Consider the following 20,055-nt stretch of genomic DNA (forward strand, 5'->3'; position numbering starts at 1 on the left):
CGCCCGCCCCCGCCGGGCCCGCGCCGGCGCCGCCCTTCGTCCCGCCGGCCTGGCTGGCCACCCTCAACGACGATCAGCGTCGGCTCGACGAGCGACTCGGCGAGCTGGCGGACCTCCAGTGGCAGCTCAACGCGCTGTGGCTGAAGAACGGGATCGCGGGGGCGTCGATGGTCCCGCTCGATGACGTGCCCGACCAGGACCTGATGATGTCCGAGCTCGACGCCGAACGAGCGGGATCCCTCGCCCACACCGTGGGTGCCCGAACCGCCGAGGTGCGGGAACTGGCCGCGAAGGTCCCCCAGCCCGATCACACCCAGGCCCACGCCAGCGCCCATGACGCGTTCCTCGCCGGGGTCGGCGCCTTCGCTGCGGCGAAGGGGCTCGGCGGCGGCGCGGAACTCAAGGCCGTCCCGCGCCCCCCGTACACGCAGAGCAACAACCCGGTGGTCAGCCTGTCGGGGATCCTGCCCCCGGCGGATGCGACCGTTCCCGACCAGCCCCTACCCGTCCGGCCGCTCACCGCCGACGGCGTCGCGCTGATCAGCGCCGTCACGGTCGCGGGCTCGACGATCACCGCCGCACCCGGCCGCGGCCCGGTGCCCGCCGTCGCCGGTCTCGACGCCTTCCCGCCCGAGGTAGCCGGCCTGCTCGCGGAGTACTTCCTGCTCGACCCCGGCAACGCCGCCGCGCTGGCCGCCGCCGCCGGCGGTCTGTCGGCGGAGCAGGTCCGGGCCGTCCTGAGCACCCACCCACCCGCCGCCTACACCGGCACCCTCCCGGAGCTGGGCCTGGAGCCCTGGAGCCAGCCCTGGCAGCCGCTGTTCATGGAATGGAAGATCTCCTACCGGCACATCCCGCACTCCGTGGGCGAGCGGCGCTGCTGGACCTTCGACGGCACCGACTACCGCTTCACCCCCGACGGCATCGATGTTCCCCTGGACCGGGTCACCGTCACCGGCCTCTGCGCCCTCGGCCCGCACCCCCGGTCCCTGTTCGCCGCCAGGTTGACGGAGTACGTCGCCCAACACGGCGGCGACGACCAGCGTGACCAGCTCGAGGCCTGGCTCACCGCGATCGGCGACTGGGGCCTGCTCGCGCAGGAACTCACCGGTTTCAACGATCGCCTGGCCGCCCGTGACCTGCGCGCCTTCCGCCGCCCCACGACCGACGACGCCGACTTTCCCACCGTCGCCGGCCTCGCCGGCTACCCGGATGCCGCCACCGAGGACGGCCTGCCCGCGCGTTACCGCGGCCGGGTCAGCAGCGTCCCGTACCTGCCCGGCAGCACCAGCGCCCCCTTCCACGAGACCCGCCAGGGGCAGATCCACCTCGAGGAGCTCTTCCTCTACGACAAGTTCGGCCGGGTCCTGACTGTCGTCAGCGGCGATGACCAGAGCGGTGGCCTGCACGACTACCGCAACTTCCCGCTCACCGTCGACACCGCGCTGGCCGCCGGGACCTCGCTTACACCCACGATCGCCTCCGTCGCCCAGCTGCCCCCGCGCCCGCTGCAGCCCGCCCGGCTCGACTTCGACCTCCTCGACGGCCAGACCGGCACCCGCATCGTCGGTACCGCGGCCGACCCCAGCCCCATCACCGGCTGGATCCTCCCCAACCATCTCGACCACAGCCTGCTGCTCTACGACCCGGCGGGGCTCCTGCTCGGCACCTACCGCCTGCTCACCGGCCCCGACGGCCGGCGCACCGGCCAGTGGGAGCCGCCGCCCGGCAGCGCCATCACCACCCCGGCGCAGCTCGCCGCCCACGTCCCCGAGCTCGCGGCCCTCATCGGTTCCCCGAAGCTCGCCGCGGCGGCGAACCTCACGGCCTTCCTCGACGTCATCGACTCAACCCTGTGGACCACCGACCCGCTCGGCCAGCGCGCCGACCAGAACCTGTCCCTGCTGCTCGGGCGCCCGCTGGCGCTTGTCCCCGCGCAGGTCCGGCTGACCCTCGACGGACCCCCTATCCGTGACACCGGCTGGACCGCGACGCTCGACCCGCCGCCGGCGGCCTTCCCCGGCGACCAGTTCGAGATCCGCCTCGGCGACGTGGCCGCCCGCGACGACGGCCTCATCGGCTTCTACGCCACGGACCCGCGCGGCTCCTACGACTACGACTGCTTCCACAGCGTCACCGCACCCGACGACCAGCAGGACTACACCACCCAGATCGGGCCGCCCGGCGCCGCCGGCACCGGAAACTACATCCCGCTGACGTTCGGTGACACGGCACCTACCCGGCTGCTCCTGCTCCTCGATCCGCGCGCGCCCGTCCACGCCACCAGCGGAGTCGCCCCCACGGCGACTGTCACCGTTGCGCCTCGGCACACCGACGACGCGCTGCGTCACCTGCAGGCCCTTTTCCGTTTCGGCCCCGTCCTCACCACCGAACACGCTTCGACCAGCCCGCCCGACCGTGACCCCGACCCGGACGCCGACCCAGATCCCGATGCCGGTTCCGATGCCGGTTCCGAGACCGGAACCCTCGCCCTTCCCCGGCCGGCCGAGAAGAACGGCTCCTGGACCTGGCTGCGCCCGACGACCGGCGGGGCCGCCTGGGTGCCGTACGCACTGGTCCCGGCACCGCTCGAAGCCCGGTTCCCGGGCACCGCTGTCCTTCTCGAAGACGGCCTGCTCCGCTTCCGCGCCGACCCGGAGCAGTAGCGACGTCGCTCCTTACCGCACGTCAGGACACACACCGCACGCCAGGAGGAGATTCGCCATGCCCGAAAACCCCCTGTTCGACTACCGCCCCGCCACCAGCCCGTCACCCCTCGAGGCAGCCGGTGACCCCGAGAAGGGCACCAAGGCGAGCATCAACATCTCCGTCCTCAGCGGCGCACAGACCATCTACGCCGACCGGATCGCGGTCTCCGTGCCGGTCAGCACGCAGAGCGGAACCGCGTACTTCACCGAGAATCCGGTCATCGCGGTGAACGACGGCAGATGGCAGCCGGTGTCGGTGGAGGCGGACGCCGGTGATGAACTCGTCCTGGCCGGCGCCAACAATTTCGTGCTCACCTTCCACAATGCCAGCCCGAAGGAAGCGGTCAACTACCCCCTGGTCTTCAGCATCAGTGGCCTGATCGCCACCACCACCGGTGACCCGCTCCTCGTGCAGGTCTACGAATCCTCCAGCACGAAACCGCAGGGATTCAGCCGTAAGAGCCCGCGGACCCTGACCATGCCCGTCATCGAGCCCATCTTCTACCTGCGCAACTTCCTGTCCCGCAGTCCGAGCCGGCCGACCGTGCCCAGGACGAGCATCGACGCCGGCGACGCCCTCCAGCTCTCCTGGGAGAGCAACGGCAGCTATTTCTGGCTGTACGACGGCAGCGGGGACGACAATCCCCGCTACGAGGGAACCGGCACCTCGTGGTCCGTTTCGTTCGGCGAGATCGTCCGCGACACCACCTTCATCCTGAAGGCCTCCGCCGCCGGCGACGGAACCCAGGTGGCCGCGGCGGGCTTCGAGTCGGTCGAGCAGTACGCCAGCCTCACCATCACCGTCAACAACCCCACCCTGACCGGCCTGACCATCCACGGCCCTGTCAACGCCCAGGACACCGTCGACGTGCACGGGTGGCTGACGGCCCACCTGGACGCGACGTTCCAGGAGGGGCTGACGGTCCAGCGGGAGCTGACGGTGGGGCAGGGACTGACGGTCTCGGGCAACCTCACCGCCCGGTCCCGGGTCGACGTGAATGGGCTGCTCAGTGCCAACAACGACCTGACCGTCGGCAGCAAACTCAGCACCCAGGGCATCAGCGGTGTACGGCTGGAAGAGGACATCATCGTCGGCGACAAGATGAGCACCTCCGGCCACAACGGGCTGAGGGTGATGCGCGACCTTTCTGTCGACGGCAGCATAGGCGGATTCGGCGGTGCCGAATTCGTCCAGGGCGAGGGAAAATACGTGCGCATCCGTGAGCTGCGGGGCCCCTACGGCGGTGAGCTGACCATCAACAGCACCGTCAGGATTCTCGACGACTGCGGCCTGTCCGTCGCCGGCCACGACGTCATCCGCCACGGCGACTCCGTCGGCCTGTGGAACGACGACAAGAGCGGCTGGCTCTACGCACCCATCTACAACTACGACTCCGACCGCAAGTACGCGTTCATCTGGAACCCGGGCGACCGCGTCGGCGGCTCCAGCTGGTGGGTCTCCCGCGACTGAACCGCGCCCGCCGCACCGCCCATCGACTGCCGGACGGCGCCGGTCGACGAACTGCCGGTCCGGGCGGCGGGCAGGGATCGCCCGCCGCCCGGTGACACGCGGTCGGGCCGCGCATCCGGTCAGGGCTTGCGTCCGGTCAGGGTTGCGTCGGGTTGAGGATTCCGTCGACCTCGGCGTCGGTCAGTTTGTAGTTGTAGAAGGTGGTGTAGAAGGTCTTGATCTCCTTCGCGATATCCACGTCGGTGAAGCGGTCGGGGTGCAGGGTCTTGGCGACCCACAGCGGCTGCAGCGCGGATTCGGCGCTGCGCGCGGCCCAGACGAACACTCCGCGCGGGTTGGTGATCACGTGGTGGTCCCGCACCGCGGCGACGGTGGACCAACGGTCGTCCTTGAGGATTTCCTCGCAGGTCGTGTGGTCCCGGCAGATGATGTAGTCCGGATTCCAGGAGACCACGCTCTCGAGCGTCACCGCCTTGGCGGTGCCCTGAATCCCCTTGTTCTCCGTGACGGCCACACCCCCGCCCTGGCGCGCCCAGACCTCGGCGATCGTCTTGCTCGCGTCGGTGCTCAACGGGTTGTCCGCCGTGTAGTAGATCTTCGGGCGCTCCGCGTCGGGAAGGCCCTTCGTGCCCGCTGCGGCACGGGTGAGCGAGCTGTCGTAGAACTCTGTGAACTTCTTCGCCCGTGCCGGCGCGTCCCCGCCGAGAACGCTGGCGATGAAGGTGACGCCGGCCTTGAGCTTGTCGGAGTTCGGGAAACTGGCGATGTCGACGGTCGGGATCCCCAGCCCGGTGATCGTCTTGCGGAGCGTCCCGTTACCGGCGCTCAGGAGCACCAGGTCCGGTTTCTGCGCCAGCAGGACCTCGTTGTTCACGGTGGTCGTGTCCGTGGCGAAGACGGCGGTCTTGGCCGCGAGCGGCGGATAGATCTTCTTGAACAGCGGCAGGGTCGTCAGATTGCTCTGGGTCACCCCTACCTGTCGCTCGATCGCGCCGAGCAGGAAGATGATCTGAGTGACCGCCGGATAGTTGGTGACGATCCGCATCGGCCGCGTCGGTACCTCGACGCGGTTGCCGGACATGTCGACGACGGTGCGCGTCGCCGCCGCGGCCGCGGTTGTCCGGCTGGCGGAACCGCTCTGGGTACTGGCGGTGTCGTCACCACAGGCGGTCAGTGCTGGAAGTGCCACCAGCGCCGCTAGGAGGACAGCGGCGAGGCGGCGATGCAGGAAGCGGATGTCTGCCATGTGTGTTGGTTGCAGTCCTTGCCGAGTGCTCTGACTGGGATCTTCGGCCTGGTGAGGCAGGTGCGCGCACGCCGACGGAGGTCGGTGGACCCGACCGACCTCGAGCTGTGGACGACGCGATCGCCGCGGACGACGACTAGGCCCACCGGCATTCGTGACCTGGCCTGGCCAGGGTCGGGTCCACGCGGGCCGGCGGGCGAATCAAGCCTCGCCAAGATCTCAATAAGTCCGCGTATGCGGTCTATGCTGGAAATATAGCCCGTATATGCGTGCATGGATCGGTATTCGCGCTGGATCTGCGGGTGAATCTTGGTGGCGGGTCGGTGGCGGAGCCCGGCTCGTCGCTCGACGGGCGCGCCGGTGCTCGCCCGGAACCCGGCGCCCGCGCTGCCCGTCGACGTTCGGACAGTGCCCGTCCGCGACCGGAATATCCTTCGGCTGGCCCTCCTGGATCCGTCGGTGCCAGGGGCCGGACAACCAGGGAGCTCGCCATGAGTCACGACAGCGGCATCGACGCCCCCTTCGTCCGCACCCGCGCGGCGTTGCACGCCGTCGCCGAACACGTCTTCGCCGCGGCTCGCTACCAGGCCAGCGGCCGCCTCGGCCTGACCGTCACTCCCGGCGGGTTCGCTACGCCCGCGTTCGGCGACGACGCCCGAACCCTCGCCGTCGAGGGCACCGACCTCGTCGTGCGCGTCCGGACGGACGGGCAGGCGCCCGGCGCGGCGCAAACGCGCGCGCCGCTGCGCACCCTGCGTGCTGCCGCGACACTGGTCGGGCTGACCGCGCCGGGCGGCCCGGCCGAGGTCTACCCCCTGAGCACGCCCTGCGATCCCGACGCCGAGCTGGCGCTCGACGCCGCCGCGGCCCGGCGCATCGCCGCCTGGTACGCGCTCGGCGACACCGCGCTGCACGAGTGGCGAGCCGAGATCCCCGGCGACGACCCGAGTGAGATCACCCTCTGGCCCGAACACGCCGACGTCGCCCTCCGGGCCGGCGACATCAACTACGGGGCCTCCCTCGGCGATGAGGCCGTCGCGGAGCCCTACCTCTACGTCGGTCCGCCGTCACCGCCGCCCCCGACGCCGGACGGTTTCTGGAACGCATCCTTCGGCGCCTACCTCACCTGGGACAGGGTCCACTCGGTCGCGGACGCCCTCGCCTTCTTCCGTCGAGGCCGCCAGCGGGTTCGCGGCGGATAACCGGCAGCTCCGCCAGCGTCATCACACCGAGGGCATGGCGGCGAACCCCTACCGCGAGACGAAACGCCGTCGCTGGCCCTGCCGCGCGACGAGGTCACCCTGACCTGGCGTGCGCTCATGGAGACCTCGACCCGCCCGCCCGAGCGGCAGGCCCGGTAGGACCGGACCCACGGAGACGGAGACATCGATGAGCAAGCTGCGTGTCGTCCAGTGGACGACGGGAAAGACGGGCACCGCGGCTGTCCGCGGCCTGGTCGGGCACCCGGCACTGGAGCTGGTCGGCTGTTACGCCTATGCGCCGGGCAAGGTCGGTAAGGACGTCGGCGAGCTCGCCGGGATCGCGCCGATCGGCGTCACGGCGACCGACGACGTCGATGCGCTGCTGGCGCTGAAGCCGGACTGCGTCTCGTACATGGCCTACCGGCCGGACTTCGACCAGCTCGACCGCATTCTGTCGGCCGGCGTGAACATCGTGTCCACGATGTACATGCTCGCGGGCGCTGGCTATGGCGAGGACGTCCGCGACCGGCTCGCGGCCGCCTGCGAACGCGGCGGGTCGTCGCTCTACACGACCGGCGTCTACCCCGGGCAGATGGGCCTGACCGTGCTCGCGGCGAGCGCGATGTGCACCCGGATCGACCGGATCTCGATGCTGGAATCGCTGGACATGAGCGGCTACGCCAACGAGCGGATGTTCCGCGCGATGAGCATCGGCCTGCAGCCGGACGACCCGGCCGCCCCCGGGATGATCGAGGTGAACTGCGGGTCGTTCAAGGAGCAGATCCGCGTGCTGGCGCACGCCTTGGCGATCGAGCTCGACGAGGTCCGGTTCACCGCCGAGTTCGCCGCCGCGACGGAGGACATCGACTTTGGATTCATGACGCTGGAGAAAGGCCAGATCTCGGGCTTCAAGGGGGTGATCGCCGGGATCTCCGGTGGCCGGTCGGTGATCGAGTGCCGGTTCGTGTGGAAGGTCGGCGACCAGATGGAGCCGAACTGGCCGGTCGAGGACGGCTACGTGCTGGAGATCGAGGGCGACCCCGGCGTTCAGGTGCGGCTGGCGCCGATTGGCAGTGCCCACTTCGCGTCGGCCGGGCCGACGGCCATGCCCGCGGTCAACGCGATCCCCCACGTCGTCGCCGCGGCCCCCGGCATCGTCAACTACGCCGACCAGCCCTTCGTCACCGGCCGCCACCTGCTGAACCGCGAGAACGCGTAGCGCGCCGTCAACCCAGAAGGTGATCGCACCGCCTGCAGCGCCCTTCAGCCGGGTCGCTATGGCCGCATGAGACTCGAGAAGGATCATGCTCCACCGCCCCGGCGAGCATCGCGGCCTTGATCAGGGCCGGTCGGACTCCTGTGGTGAGCGGTCCGCGGTCGGGGCGGTGCCGCGTCGACTGCGGGTGCGGTAGCGCCCGGGTGGGGTTGCGCGGTCGCGGGCGAACGCGCGGGAGAACGCGTATTCGGAGGTGTATCCGGCGGCCCGCGCGATGACGTGGACGGGGTCGTCGGTGTCACGCAGGCGGCGGGCGGCCAGGTCCATGCGCCAGCGGGTGAGGTAGGCGGCCGGGGACTCGCCGACGAGGGCGGGAAAGCGGCGGGCGAGGGTGGCGCGGGAGACGCCGACCTGGCTGGCGAGTGAGGTGAGGGTCCAGGCATGCCCGGGGTTGGCGTGCAGCGCGCTGAGGGCGGCACTGACCGTCGGGTCGTTGAGTGCTCGTAGCCAGGAGACCGACGGTGTGGTGGGTGTCGCGTGCAGCCAGCCGCGCAGCACCTGGATCAGCAGGACGTCGACGAGCCGGTCGAGCAGCGTCGCGCTGGCCGGACCGGGTTCGGCGAGCTCGTTCGCGAGCAGCCGGACGGTGTCGGCCAGGGGCCCGGCGCCGGGTGAGCCGGCGGGTATGTGGACAACCTCGGGAAGCAGGGTGAACAGCGGGATGGTGACCGCGGGATCGTGCCGGTAGGAAGCGCACAGGATTTTGGTCCGCGCGGGCCGGGTTCCCAGGTCGAGCCGGCCGCCAGCGGCGAGTGCGGCCTTTGACGCCGCGTGGTCGAACGGGTCGAGCGGTCCTTGCGGGTCGCCGGCGAGGCCATGTTCGGATCCGGCGGGCAGGAGGACGACGTCGCCGGGCATGAGGCGGATTGGCGGTTGGCCGGGAAGTCGCAACCAGGCGGTACCGGCGGTGAGCGCGTGGAAGGCGGCTGCGGAGATCCGGAACAGACGCAGGCCCCATGGGTCGCCGGCGTGGACCGTCGCGGCGACGGTGCCGCGCACGCCCGCGACGGTCAGGACGTCCGCGAGTAGATCCACATTTTCCAGCCTACCTATGTCTGTATGGCTTCATGATCAGTGAGACGAATGAGCAAGAATCTGAGTATCTGCGGCATCGATTGCGGCCGTCGGGCGCCATACGGTTGCCTTACTCCAGATCGCAACCGGAAGGTGACACATGAAGGTCGACGGCAGCATTGCCCTGGTGACGGGGGCTAACCGGGGACTCGGCGCCTGTCTCGTCGCCGAGCTTCTCGCTCGCGGCGCGAGCAAGGTCTACGTCACGGCGCGTGACCCCCACCGCGTCGCGTCCGTCGTGAGCCAGGACCCAAAGGTCGTGGTCCTGCCGCTGGACGTCACCGATCAGTCAAGTGTGGACGCGGCGGCCAAGGCTGCGCCGGATGTCACCCTGCTGGTCAACAACGCGGGGGTGCTGGGGTTCGGCGGCGTGCTTGACGGCGATCTGGACCTGTTCCAGCGCGACATGCTGACCAACCAGATCGGACTCTTGCGGGTGAGCCGGGCGTTCGTCCCGGTCCTGGCGGCGAACGCGCCCGGCGCGATCGTCAACGTCCTGACTTTGATCGCGCTGGCCCCGGTGGGAGGAATGGCGGCGTACTGCGCGTCGAAAGCGGCCGCGCATTCGATCACCCAGTCCCTGCGAGCGGAGCTGCGCGGCCGGGGCATCGAGGTCATCGGGGCCTATCCCGGCGGAATCGACACGGACATGCTCGCCGGCGTCGAGGCGGAGAAGGCGCGCCCCGAGACCGTCGCGGAACGGATCGTCGCCGGCGTCGCCGCGGGGCAGTCGGTCATCTGGCCCGACGACGCATCAGCGGGCGCGGGCTCGGTCTACCTCGCCGACCCGACGGCCCTCGAACGGATGCTCGCCGGCTGAGCACCAACGGCCGCCGGCGCCGGCCGCGGACCGTCAAGGCCCGCGGCCGGCGGCCGGCGGTCAGTACCAGCACGAGCAGTGCGGCGACCGGTAGAGCCAGCCATCGCCGTCGGCGCAGCCATGGGTCGGTCGCGGCGAGCGGCCTGGTTGTGGGCGGTTCGTCGCGGTTCGCCGGTCACCTGATCGGTCAGGCGGAGCAGGCCCACGCGATCGTGCCGGCGAGGGTTCGTCCGGTATCGGTCGCCGCCGAGAAGGAGATGTTTCCGCCGGCCGCGGTGATCTCGGCGGTGGCTGGGACGGCGGACACCGCGTCGTTGGCCTGCGGGCCGGTGATGGACATGGTCACCAGAGCCGGGTAGCTGCCCGGGCCGTGGTAGCCGGCGACTCGCACGACGTCGTTGACGGTGTAGCCCTGAATCGACCCGCCGGCAGTCGCCACGTAGCGGGCACCATGGGTCTGGCAGCTGACCTCGGTGTTGACGTGGCCGGCGACCGCCACCGGCGCGGTGATGGCGACGGTCAGCGACCCCGGCCCGCCGGCCCCTGTGCCGACCGGGCTGGTGGAAGGCACCGCACGGGACGACGCGGCCACCGCCGTCGGCACGGTCGGGGAATCGGTCGGGGACATGGTCGGGGAACCGGTCGGGGACAGGGCGACCGCGCCGGGCGATGGGGCGCCTGATGACGAGGCCGTCACGGCAGGCTCGCCGGTCGGCTCGGCTGCGGCGGTCGCCGTCGCTGCCACCGTGGTGCCGGTCGGCGCGCCAGCCTGGCAGGCCGTGACCACGAGCAGCGCGGCGACGACGGCTGCCGACGCGAGACCTTTACGTATCGGAGCGTGACGGGTCATGGAACGGACACCTGCCTTCGAGAAGGAAGAGGCTCGGGTGGCCCCGGCGGGCGAGGCACCGGTAGCCGGCCAGGTGTCGCGGTTTCACGGGTCCGCCCAGCTGTGTCCACGCCCCTCGCCGGCACAGCGAGAACACCAGCCCAGGACGAGAGCTACTTCCCAGCGAGATGTCAGGCGGATGCGAGTACCGACGTCACCGTCGCGATGCCTTCCCGAACCCGCGCTGGGGGCGATCCCTGTCGTTGTGCCTTCGGGTCCCCACGGTGGCGCAGTCCGGCCCGGCGGCCTGTGGTGGGTCCCGCCGAACGCGAGGGTGGGAGGTGGTCTCACGCTGCGGCTGGTGCCGAACACCGCGGCGTATGCCGTAGGCGGCGGCGCCGACGGCGAGCACCGTGACCCCGGAGACCACCGAGGACAGCGGCAGGGCGAACGCAAGGGTCAGGCAGCCGGCGAGCCCTAGGGCGGGCACCACCCGCGGTGGTCGTCCTTCGTCCGGGGTGAGGGTCCAGGCACAGACGTAGACGCCGAGCGTGACCGGGGCCAGGGCCGGACTGGATGTCGGGCCCGGACGCGGGCGACTCCCCACAGGTAGAGGCAGGTCACCGGCACCAGGTAGGCGAGGGCCACCGCGTCGAGCTGCCAGGTGTCCAACAGCCGGGCCGGGCTCAGCGGTGGCGGTCCGCCCTGCTGGCCCCAGCGGCCCCATGACGCCGGCAGCATCGGGGCGGACGGTTCGTGTCGGCTCCACACGGCGGCGGCCGCGGTGACCACGACGGCGCCCGCGGCGCAGGCCGCCCGGCCGCGGGTGATGGAACTGACCATCTGATCTCCAGAGGCTGGAGGCGGCGACCACGGCGCGACCTCGCCACCCGCCCGCGACTCGCCGCCAAAGTTTTACGTTCTGTCGAAGAAGGTGGCGCCGCCGCTCACGACCGTCAGGTCCATCCGAGCGCCGACGCGTCCCGGCTGGATACCGCCATGGGTTCGTCGCCGGCGTCCGCGAAGGCCCGCAGGGCGCTGACGAGGTTCGCCCGCAGCTGCGGGTCGAGCCGGGCGACGATCGAGGCGATCTCGGCCCGCCGCCGGGCGGTGACGTCCTCGACCAGGTGCCGCCCCGGCTCGGTGAGTGCGACGATGACCTCCCTGCGACTCTGGGGATTGGCGACTCGGTCGATCAGTCCGGCACCGACGAGCCGGTCCGCCATCCGCGTCGCGGTGGAGGGATGGACGTCGAGCAGCTCGGCCAGCTCCCCGGCGCGCTGCGGCCCCCGTCCCGCGAGCACGACGAGCATCCTGAACTGCGGCAGCGTGACGTCCTCGCCGACCGCCGCGATCGATCGGGCGGAGACCGCGACCAGCAGCCGAGACGCGGTGAGGACCGCATCGGTGACCTCGTCCACGGCGGAACCCGGCACACCGGCCGACACTGCCGCTCGCGATGCCTCCTCGGTCGGGGACGTCCGGGGGGGCGAGCTGGGATCGTCGGGGGCGCGTGCCATGCCCCCGTTCTACCGTCTGGGGCTCCTTCCGTCGGAGTCGACGACCATCTGACGCCCTCACGCCAAATTTTGTACTATACAAATATCTACCATAACTGGAGGCCGGCGTCGACATGCCGACCGGGTGGTGCCCCATCGGCCTCGAAGCATCGAGAGGTGACCTCGTGGCGCCGTGGATCACGACGCAGATCTGAGCCGGTTGGCCCGCCAGTGGTGCCGGGCGAGTTCGGGTGCTCCTGCCGCATCCGCCGAGACGACCCGCCCTTGAGTCTGTTCACCAGTCGGGACAGGCCGACCGCGGGCTGCTGTGCGAACTGGCCATGGCCGATGGACGGGTGGTCACCCGGGAGCAGCTTCTGGAGCGGGTCTGGGGCTACGACTACTTCGGTGACTCCCGCCTGCTCGACGTTCATAATAGCTGTAGAGCCTGCCAGGGTCACCGACCGTAACGGTTGACCATCGGTCGTTTCGACCGCGGCGGCTCATCGTGCGCCGCGCCGCGCCGCGCCAGGACGGCGGCCGTCGTACGTCGCTGCGGTGTCAGCCAGCGTCGGACTGGGTGGTGACGGCCGGCGGTGACCATCCGCCGTCGGTCGCGGCGCCGGTCGGAAGGTAGACACGGACGATCAGATTGAACGGTCCTTCGGGGGCCGGCAGCCAGTTCGCCACCGGCCCGTTGGGACGTGTCGCCGAGAGCTGGAGGTCGAGCGAGCCGTCTGGGTTGTACACCAGGTCGCTGCGGTCGCCGAGAGAGTACCGGCGCAACGGGTTCGGGACGAGATACTGGTCCTCGTTGTACATCGTCAGCGACCAGAAGCCGGCCTCGCCTGCCGGCGGGAGCGCGTCCGCCGGAAAATGCATGGTGTAAGTGGTCGTGCCGACGAAACTCTGGCCCCGCGCGGCTCCGGCCAGGTAGTAGATCGACTCCGCCGGAACGTTGGCCCCCAGCGCCGCGACCGCTATGGCCGCCCGGCTCAGATAGTCGGTGCCGTAGGTGCCGGCGTTCAGGGATGACCCCCATTCACCCGCCTGCGCGAATGCGTTCGGTACGGCCTCCTGAACCTGCTGCTCGCCCAGGCTGACTCCATTCGCCAACGCCTCGACCGTTGCCGGGTCGCCCGTGCTCGGCTTCGATCCGGGCGTCACGCCCAGCGTCGCGAGGTCATCGAGCAGAGGCTGATCAACGGAGGGCGGTGGGTCCGCGGCGAGGACCGCGGCGAGCTCGTCGAAGAACGCCGCACCCGCGTCGTACGGGGTGGTGGGATCCGGCTGGTCGGTGCAGGAGACGGCCGGCAGGCGCGGGGGAGCGGCCGTCGGGGCCGAGTCGGGAAGCACGGAGAGCGAATACTGGCCCTGGACCGCCCGGGCGGCATCGAGATCGTCCGAGCCCTTGACGAGGGTCCGACCGATCATCCAGACATCCCAGGTCGGTGAGCTGACGGCGACAACATCGCTCGGCAGGCCGCCCTGCCAGCCGGGCGGGACGATCGCATACCGTCCCGCCCGCTGACCGTTCAGGCGCGTCCCGATGTCGGCTGAGACGTTCGTATAGATGTCCAGGAGTTCGAAGACGTAGTAACGATCACCCATGTCCGGTACCGAAAGCACCACCGGCCCGGTCCGCAGATCCAACCAGCCGATCGAGTAAAGGGTGTCCACGTTGGGTGCGACGACCGACCGGGTGGCCGGGGTCGACAGCGAGGACTGGTTGATCAGCGTGTTCGGTGCCGTAAGGCAGAGCATGTCCCCGCGGGTCCGCGCTGCGACGACGGGCGCGTACCCGTAGACGTAACCGTTCGCGGCGATCTGCTCGTCGGCGGTCGACGTCGTGGCCGCCCCGGCCGCGGGGGAAAGCCCTGTCCCGGCCAGGCCCAAGCCCAGCGCGGTGGCGGCGACGATCGCGACACTCGCGATCACCCCGCGGGCGGTCCGATGTCGTCCTCGCATGTTGCGCTCCCGATATCCAGCGGATTCGATCGACAGCCGGCAGTGTTATCCACGGGCGTGTGAGATACCTGTGAGCAGCCGCGATCCACTACGGCTGATCAGGTGAAGGCGAGGTAACGCAGCCAGAGGTAGACGGCGGACAGGGCGACGGTGACGACGGTGATGATCAGGCCATATCGGGTGAACTCAGCCTTATCGTCGCTCGCCGCCACCGCGAGCATTCCGGCCGCCCCGCCCAGTGCGGCGGTCGTCCGGGGAATCCGCTCGCTGATGATCGCCGCGTAGGCGAGCACGAAGATCGCGACAGCGGCCCAACTGTGCCAGTCCCTCATCGCGGCCCAAGCAGACGGTCCAGCAGGTCCGTTGCCGTGATCACCCCGAGGATGCGGACGGCCTGTCCGTGCCGTTCCACCACTGCCACCAGCGGGCTGTGCCGGCGGGCCATCAGCGCGGCGACCTCCACCACGGTGTCGTCGGCGTCGGCTACCGGCAGCGCCGGGCGTCCTGCCGGCAGGCAGTCCCGGACCGGGCGTCCGGCGAGTGCCCGGCCGAGGACGTCGGCGTGGGTCCGGCGAGCGTGACTGGACCCGCTGCTCTCGCGGGACACGTTCGGTGACCCTGCCCACGGCCGCGAGATCGCTCACCACAATTTTTGTACTGTACAAATATGTGGCGACGCGTGAGATCGGCTTCGGTTCGGTGGGCGGCGATTCGGGACACCGACCCGCGTTGGGCGGGGGCGGGTCTGGCTGCGCTCGCGGTGATCATCGGTGTGGGGGTGGGCCTCGGTGCCGTGGCTTTCCGCTGGCTGATCAAGACGTTCACGGAGGTCTTCTGCGGCCGGGCGGACTGCTCGGTCGGCGGACGTCTACCCAACCCGCATCTTCCTGGCCTGGGTTTCTGGTTCCTGCTGGTGGCCCCGGTGCTCGGTGGTCTGATCTACGGCCCGCTCATCAACCGGTTCGCCCGGGAGGCCCGCGGCCACGGGGTACCCGAGGTCATGTACGCGGTAGCTGAACGCGACGGCCGCATCCCTCCGCGTGTCTCGGCGGTCAAATCGCTGGCCTCCGCGCTGTGCATCGGCACCGGCGGTTCGGTCGGACGGGAAGGCCCCATCGTGCAGATCGGAGCCGCTCTCGGTTCCACTCTCGGCCAGCTCGTCCGGGTCGCCGACAGCCGGCTGCCGATCCTCGTCGCCTGCGGCGCCGCCGGTGGCATCGCCGCCACCTTCAACGCACCCATCGCCGGTGTCTTCTTCGCCCTCGAGGTCATCCTGCGGTCGTTCACCGCCGAGGCGTTCGGCGTCGTCGTTCTGTCCGCCGTCACCGCCAGCATCATCGGACGCGCCGCGTTCGGCACCGCGCCGTTCCTGACTCTGCCCGTGTTCGAGATCCGCCACGGTGGTGAATACCTGCTGTTCATCGGGCTCGGAGCGCTCGCCGGAGTGGTCGGCGTGCTGTTCACCCGACTGCTCTACCTCATCGAGGACCTCTGCGACTGGGCCTGGCGTTGGCCCGAATGGCTCCGCCCCGCTGTCGGTGGCCTGCTCCTCGGGGGAGTCCTGCTTGCCCTGCCCCAGATGTACGGGGTCGGTTACCCCGTTCTCGAACGTACCGTTCACGGCGGGTACGCCCTGTGGTTCCTGCTCATCCTCATTGTCGGCAAGATCCTGGCGACCAGCCTGACGATCGGTATCGGCGGCTCAGGCGGCGTCTTCGCCCCCTCCCTGTTCATCGGCGCCGCGACCGGCGCCGCCTTCGGCACCCTCGCCCACGACCTCGCGCCCACATTTGTCGCCCCCGTGGGTGCCTACGCTCTGGTCGGCATGGGCGCGGTCTTCGCCGGCGCCGCCCGCGCCCCGATCACCGCGGTCCTCATCCTGTTCGAGCTCACCGGTGAATACACGATCATCCTTCCGCTGATGTCCGCGGTTGTCATCGCCACCCTGGTCAGCCGGCTGCTCAGTCACGACACCGTCTACACCCTGAAACTGACCCGCCGGGGCATCGACCTCACCGCCTCCCACGAGGCCCGCCGCCTGCGCGCGATCCCCGCCACCCGGGCGATGCGCCCTGCGCCTCCGGCGATCGCGGCGTCCACCAGCCTCACCCTCGCCGCCGAGGCCCTCGCCCGATCCCCACACGGGGCTCTTCCCCTTACCGACGATCAGGACCGTTACCAGGGCATCATCACCGCGCGCGCCATCGCCACCGCCCTCGACAGCATCGTCTCCGACAGCGAGGCCGTCCCTGACCCGACGCCGGGCACGCTACCGCGGACGGTCGGCGAGCTCTGCGTCCTCCCGCCGTACGTCGGCGCCGCCACCAGCCTTGCCGCCGCCCTGCACGCGCTCACCAGCGTCGACTCCCGCTGCCTCCCTATCCTGGATGACAGCGGCGAGAAGGCCATCGGATGGATCACCCCCCAGTCGATTCTCGCCGCCGTCTACCCGTCCTCCCGCGCCAGTGCCTTCACCACCGCGGCACCGTCCGTCATGTCGCAACCTCCTGGAGAAAGCCGCGTTCCCTCCTGACGAATGCCCGACAGGGCGTGGAACCGAAGAGACTCGCCGCCGCCATCTGACCGCCGATCGCCGGGGTAGAGCCCGCTGGGTGACCAGGGAGTCTGGCCCGCCTGCTCGTCCATGGAATCGTCCTGACGGCACTCCTCTCCGCGACTTCTACCAGGGAGATCATTCCGCCGCCTTGGGGGGAACCCCGCTATGCTCGGCGCGTGACGGCCATGAATCCCGTGACACGCGCTGGGCCGAACTCGCGCGGACTGCTCAGCGCGGGTTCGATGACCCTTCACCAGCTCAGGCCCGACGAGCTGACACGAATCACCGCCACGTTCAGGGGGCTGTTGATTCCCGACATCAAAGCCGCGCAGAAGGTGGTTTCGAATGGCTGGCAATGATGTAGAAGGCGACACCCTTGCGCCCTACCGCGTCGAGTTCGATCCGGCCGCGATCGATGACCTTCGCGGAAGGCTCGAACATGTGCGTTGGCCCGAGAGCGAAACGGTGGAGGACTGGTCTCAGGGCGCGCCGCTCGATTTTGTCCAGGACCTCGTTCGATACTGGCGCCGGGACTATGATTTCGATGCCGCCGCCGCGCGGATGAACGCGTGGCCAAATTTCATCACGCGCGTCGACGACGTCGACATCCACTTCGTGCATGCCCGCTCTCCCGAACCGGACGCGCTACCGCTCGTGATCTCTCATGGCTGGCCTGGATCCTTCCTCGAATACCTCGATGTGATCGGGCCGCTCACCGATCCGGCAAGTCACGGAGGAGATCCGCGGGACGCGTTCCATGTGGTCTGCCCATCCCTGCCGGGTTATGGCTTCAGCGGCCGGCCCTCGACCCGCGGCCGTGGGTTGCCCTGGATCGCGGACGCCTGGTCCACACTGATGGCGCGGGTCGGATACGACCGATACGGCGCGCAGGGTGGTGACTGGGGTTCTGCGGTCACCGCCATTCTCGGTGAGGCGCATCGCGACCGGGTCATCGGTATACACATCAACATGCCGACGGTCGCATTGCCAGTTCCCGACGAGAACACCACTGAGCAGGAGCGACGCAACTACGAGGATTTCCAGTTGCATACCTCGTGGGGGACCGGGTACCAGCATGTGCAGAGTACCCGCCCGCAGACCCTGGGCTATGGCTTGGTGGATTCGCCGGTCGGTCAGCTCGCCTGGATCGTGGAAAAATTCTGTGCCTGGACGGATTGCGACGGAGATCCATACACCCTGTTCACCCGCGAACAGCTGCTCGACAACGCCACGCTCTACTGGTTCACAGCGACGGCCGCGTCCTCGGCTCGGCTCTACTGGGAGAGCGCGGGACCGGCCGCGTGGAGTGATCCCGCGTCCGCGGCGATCCTGAGAATGGGTCAGGTCACGGTCCCGACCGGATGCTCGGTCTTCCCCCGTGAACTGCGACGGCCGTCGCGCCGGCAGGCCGAGCGCCGGTTCGTGAACCTGCACTACTGGAACGAGCCGGCGAAGGGCGGCCACTTCGCCGCCTTCGAGCAGCCGGCGCTCTTCGTCGACGAGGTGCGAGCGTCCTTCCGTTCGTTGCGGAAGTGGGACCCGCGTCGTGGCTGAGGAGGGGAAGTGCGGTTGGCGGCAGCAAGGCCGCCGTCCCCGAACAGAGCCGGGGCAGCCCCGGCGCCCGACCGCGGGAGGTGCTCGCTGCGTGTCGTCCAGGACGGCCGCCACGTCGAGATGGTCATCGGCGGCAGGGTCAACAACTTCATCCCGAACCCCACGTTCGATCCGGTGATCGTTCCCGGTTGCCTCGACCTGCAGTTCCGCGGCCAGATTCCGGAAGGCGTCGACCCGCGCAGCCTCACCAAGGTCGAGCCCATCCGGCCCGAGTACCGGGACCGGGACCGCGCGTCGTCCAGGTGCGCCCCGCGCCGGTCCCGACGGGAACCGGTCGGGGACGCTCGCTGGGCGACCCGCTGCACGACCCGGTGTGGGCGCGGCTCGCGAAGGCCGGCGTGCCGGTCGCGTTCCACCTCGGCGACAGCGGCTACAACGCGATGGTCAGCGCGCCGTGGGGTGGCTCCGCCGAGTTCGCTCCGTTCCGCGCGCCGGACCCGCTGGGAGCGGTTCTCGTCGGCGACCGGGCCATCCACGACACGATGGCGAGTCTGATCGTCGGCGGGGTCTTCACCCGGCATCCGAACCTGAACGTGGCCAGCATCGAGAACGGATCCGACTGGGTCTATCCGCTGGCTCGCTCGACATCCCCCTGACGGTCCCGCGCCACTGCTTCGACACGTCGAAACAGTCCGCGTTCCGCGCGGTTCATGGGTGCGACGACAGCGGAGGTCGTCGCACCCGCGCCGGCTGAGATGTCAGCGGCTACGGGGGCGGGGGGCGACGCGGCGGGTCGGCGGGGCCGTGGTCGGGTCGTCCGGCCAGGGGTGGCGGGGGTAGCGACCGCGCAACTCCGCGCGGACCTGCGGGTAGCCCGTGCGCCAGAACGACGGCAGATCGCTGGTCACCGCCACCGGGCGCCCCGCCGGTGACAGCAGGTGCAGCACCAGCGACGCGTGGCCGTCGGCGATGGCGGGTAGGCGATCCCAGCCGAACACCTCGGCGATCTTCACGGCGAGCACGGGACCGGCCGCGCCACTGGTGGTGCTGTAGTCGAGGCGGACCCGGGAGCCGCTGGGCACTGTGATCCGTTCGGGTGCCAGCTCGTCGAGGCGGGCGGCCTGGGGCCAGGGCAGGAGCCGGCGCAGCGCGTGGCTGGCGTCGATGCGGCCGAGGTCGGCGCGGCGGCGCACGGTGTCGAGATCCGGGCCGAGCCAGGCCGGGGCGGCGTCCAGCAGGGCGGTGTCGGTGACGTCGGGCCAGGGGGCGCCGAGCAGCCGGTGGCAGAACGCGAGGCGGTCGCGCAGGGCGAGCGCGTCGGCGCTCCAACGCAGGACGGACAGCCCCGCGTCCCGCAGCCCGTCGAGCACCGCGGCCCGCAGCAGGGACGGGTCGGGCCTGATCACCGGGCGTTCGGCGAGGACGATCGCGCCGAGGCGGTCGAGTTGGCGGGCGACGATGTCGCCACCGGCCCAGGCGACCTCGTCCTCGGTACGCAGCAGCGCCGCGCCGGCTTCCCGCGCGGTGGCCGCGTCGAGGGTGACGGCCAGGCGCACCCGGGCGGAGATCCGGCCGGGCCCGCGGTCGGCGACCGCGACGGCGAGCCATTCCACCCCGGTCAACGCCGAGCCCGGGGCCAACTCGGCACCGGTGCCGCCGGCCATCAGATAGTTCGAGCCGCCAGGGGTGCGGGCCCGCGCGAGCCGCTCGGGGAAGGCGAGGCCGACCACCAGCCCCGCCGCGAGATCGTCGGGTATCCCGCCTGATCCCCGCCCCGCGCGCCCGACGGTTCCGGCTTCCGCGGCCGAGCGCAGCCGGCCGGTCTCCTCCCGCCAGCGGGCGGTCGCGGCC

Annotated in this window: 17 protein-coding genes and 1 pseudogene; 9 read left to right on the forward strand and 9 right to left on the reverse strand. The window is 70.4% G+C overall.

Going from position 1 to position 20,055, the window contains the following annotated elements; genetic code table 11:
• Positions 1 to 2,666: hypothetical protein (locus MXD58_RS04815; RefSeq protein ID WP_250609075.1), on the forward strand; the 2,666-nt coding region annotated here is incomplete at its 5' end.
• A 58-nt stretch (positions 2,667 to 2,724) separates the two neighbouring features.
• A complete protein-coding gene (locus MXD58_RS04820) occupies positions 2,725 to 4,179 on the forward strand; it encodes a ricin-type beta-trefoil lectin domain protein (RefSeq protein ID WP_248839655.1) in 1,455 nt (484 codons plus the stop codon).
• Between the two features lie 136 nt (positions 4,180 to 4,315).
• On the opposite strand, the gene MXD58_RS04825 is transcribed toward MXD58_RS04820, so the two are convergent.
• The gene (locus tag MXD58_RS04825) at positions 4,316 to 5,425 is read right to left on the reverse strand and encodes an ABC transporter substrate-binding protein (protein WP_248839656.1); all 1,110 of its coding nucleotides are present in this window, start codon (positions 5,423 to 5,425) and stop codon (positions 4,316 to 4,318) included.
• A gap of 491 nt (positions 5,426 to 5,916) precedes the next feature.
• Here MXD58_RS04825 and MXD58_RS04830 point away from each other — a divergent pair, with 491 nt between their 5' ends.
• Together MXD58_RS04830 and MXD58_RS04835 are read left to right on the forward strand one after the other, a co-directional pair.
• Positions 5,917 to 6,627 carry a hypothetical protein gene (locus MXD58_RS04830; RefSeq protein ID WP_248839657.1) on the forward strand — a complete coding sequence of 237 codons (711 nt, stop codon included), beginning with the start codon at positions 5,917 to 5,919 and terminating at the stop codon, positions 6,625 to 6,627.
• Positions 6,628 to 6,814: 187 nt separating this feature from the next.
• A complete protein-coding gene (locus MXD58_RS04835) occupies positions 6,815 to 7,846 on the forward strand; it encodes an NAD(P)H-dependent amine dehydrogenase family protein (protein ID WP_248839658.1) in 1,032 nt (343 codons plus the stop codon).
• Positions 7,847 to 7,966: 120 nt separating this feature from the next.
• On the opposite strand, the gene MXD58_RS04840 is transcribed toward MXD58_RS04835, so the two are convergent.
• Positions 7,967 to 8,938: an AraC family transcriptional regulator gene (locus tag MXD58_RS04840; RefSeq protein WP_248839659.1), complete on the reverse strand. Its 972-nt coding sequence runs from the start codon at positions 8,936 to 8,938 to the stop codon at positions 7,967 to 7,969.
• 139 nt (positions 8,939 to 9,077) lie between these two features.
• Between MXD58_RS04840 and MXD58_RS04845 the strand changes: the two genes are divergently transcribed.
• Positions 9,078 to 9,797 (forward strand): SDR family NAD(P)-dependent oxidoreductase, encoded by a 720-nt coding sequence (locus tag MXD58_RS04845; RefSeq protein ID WP_248839660.1) that lies wholly within the window; start codon positions 9,078 to 9,080, stop codon positions 9,795 to 9,797.
• Between the two features lie 187 nt (positions 9,798 to 9,984).
• On the opposite strand, the gene MXD58_RS04850 is transcribed toward MXD58_RS04845, so the two are convergent.
• The 3 genes from MXD58_RS04850 to MXD58_RS04860 form a co-directional block, all read right to left on the reverse strand.
• On the reverse strand, positions 9,985 to 10,647 hold the full coding sequence (locus MXD58_RS04850; protein ID WP_248839661.1) for a hypothetical protein: 663 nt from the start codon (positions 10,645 to 10,647) through the stop codon (positions 9,985 to 9,987).
• A 456-nt stretch (positions 10,648 to 11,103) separates the two neighbouring features.
• Entirely contained in the window at positions 11,104 to 11,469 is a 366-nt protein-coding gene (locus tag MXD58_RS04855) for a hypothetical protein (protein WP_248839662.1), read from the reverse strand.
• A gap of 113 nt (positions 11,470 to 11,582) precedes the next feature.
• Positions 11,583 to 12,146, reverse strand: a complete 564-nt coding sequence (locus tag MXD58_RS04860) for a MarR family winged helix-turn-helix transcriptional regulator (protein ID WP_248839663.1) — start codon at positions 12,144 to 12,146, stop codon at positions 11,583 to 11,585.
• A gap of 230 nt (positions 12,147 to 12,376) precedes the next feature.
• On the opposite strand from MXD58_RS04860, the gene MXD58_RS31595 reads away from it, so the two are divergent.
• Positions 12,377 to 12,595: a winged helix-turn-helix domain-containing protein gene (locus MXD58_RS31595; RefSeq protein WP_308301904.1), complete on the forward strand. Its 219-nt coding sequence runs from the start codon at positions 12,377 to 12,379 to the stop codon at positions 12,593 to 12,595.
• A gap of 91 nt (positions 12,596 to 12,686) precedes the next feature.
• Here the strand turns inward: MXD58_RS31595 and MXD58_RS04870 are convergent, their stop codons facing one another.
• The 3 genes from MXD58_RS04870 to MXD58_RS30580 form a co-directional block, all read right to left on the reverse strand.
• Complete coding sequence (locus MXD58_RS04870; RefSeq protein ID WP_248839664.1) at positions 12,687 to 14,093, reverse strand: DUF1254 domain-containing protein; 1,407 nt, start codon at positions 14,091 to 14,093, stop codon at positions 12,687 to 12,689.
• Positions 14,094 to 14,191: 98 nt separating this feature from the next.
• Positions 14,192 to 14,425, reverse strand: coding sequence for a hypothetical protein (locus MXD58_RS04875; RefSeq protein ID WP_248839665.1), 234 nt, complete (start codon positions 14,423 to 14,425; stop codon positions 14,192 to 14,194).
• Positions 14,422 to 14,700 (reverse strand): CBS domain-containing protein, encoded by a 279-nt coding sequence (locus MXD58_RS30580; RefSeq protein WP_248839666.1) that lies wholly within the window; start codon positions 14,698 to 14,700, stop codon positions 14,422 to 14,424. Before MXD58_RS30580 ends, MXD58_RS04875 begins: the two co-directional genes overlap by 4 nt.
• A gap of 72 nt (positions 14,701 to 14,772) precedes the next feature.
• On the opposite strand from MXD58_RS30580, the gene MXD58_RS04885 reads away from it, so the two are divergent.
• From MXD58_RS04885 to MXD58_RS04895, 3 genes and pseudogenes are all read left to right on the forward strand, one after another.
• Positions 14,773 to 16,626, forward strand: coding sequence for a chloride channel protein (locus MXD58_RS04885; RefSeq protein ID WP_248839667.1), 1,854 nt, complete (start codon positions 14,773 to 14,775; stop codon positions 16,624 to 16,626).
• Between the two features lie 369 nt (positions 16,627 to 16,995).
• Entirely contained in the window at positions 16,996 to 18,204 is a 1,209-nt protein-coding gene (locus MXD58_RS04890; protein ID WP_248839669.1) for an epoxide hydrolase family protein, read from the forward strand.
• An 87-nt stretch (positions 18,205 to 18,291) separates the two neighbouring features.
• Positions 18,292 to 18,845, forward strand: a pseudogene (locus tag MXD58_RS04895) (amidohydrolase family protein); the annotation flags it as partial.
• Positions 18,846 to 18,962: 117 nt separating this feature from the next.
• On the opposite strand, the gene MXD58_RS04900 reads toward MXD58_RS04895, so the two are convergent.
• Positions 18,963 to 20,055: ATP-dependent helicase C-terminal domain-containing protein (locus MXD58_RS04900; RefSeq protein ID WP_284677871.1), on the reverse strand; the 1,093-nt coding region annotated here is incomplete at its 5' end.

The sequence above is a fragment of the Frankia sp. AgKG'84/4 genome, assembly GCF_023242965.2.
Classification (GTDB): Bacteria; Actinomycetota; Actinomycetes; order Frankiales; family Frankiaceae; genus Frankia.

Bases quoted from the DNA above. Each gene is read 5' to 3' on its own strand.
- MXD58_RS04820 (WP_248839655.1), top strand. From the start codon at position 2,725: ATGCCCGAAAACCCCCTGTTCGACTACCGCCCCGCCACCAGCCCGTCA.
- MXD58_RS04825 (WP_248839656.1), bottom strand. From the start codon at position 5,425: ATGGCAGACATCCGCTTCCTGCATCGCCGCCTCGCCGCTGTCCTCCTA.
- MXD58_RS04830 (WP_248839657.1), top strand. From the start codon at position 5,917: ATGAGTCACGACAGCGGCATCGACGCCCCCTTCGTCCGCACCCGCGCG.
- MXD58_RS04835 (WP_248839658.1), top strand. From the start codon at position 6,815: ATGAGCAAGCTGCGTGTCGTCCAGTGGACGACGGGAAAGACGGGCACC.
- MXD58_RS04845 (WP_248839660.1), top strand. From the start codon at position 9,078: ATGAAGGTCGACGGCAGCATTGCCCTGGTGACGGGGGCTAACCGGGGA.
- MXD58_RS04850 (WP_248839661.1), bottom strand. From the start codon at position 10,647: ATGACCCGTCACGCTCCGATACGTAAAGGTCTCGCGTCGGCAGCCGTC.
- MXD58_RS04855 (WP_248839662.1), bottom strand. From the start codon at position 11,469: ATGGTCAGTTCCATCACCCGCGGCCGGGCGGCCTGCGCCGCGGGCGCC.
- MXD58_RS04860 (WP_248839663.1), bottom strand. From the start codon at position 12,146: ATGGCACGCGCCCCCGACGATCCCAGCTCGCCCCCCCGGACGTCCCCG.
- MXD58_RS04870 (WP_248839664.1), bottom strand. From the start codon at position 14,093: ATGCGAGGACGACATCGGACCGCCCGCGGGGTGATCGCGAGTGTCGCG.
- MXD58_RS04875 (WP_248839665.1), bottom strand. From the start codon at position 14,425: ATGAGGGACTGGCACAGTTGGGCCGCTGTCGCGATCTTCGTGCTCGCC.
- MXD58_RS04890 (WP_248839669.1), top strand. From the start codon at position 16,996: ATGGCTGGCAATGATGTAGAAGGCGACACCCTTGCGCCCTACCGCGTC.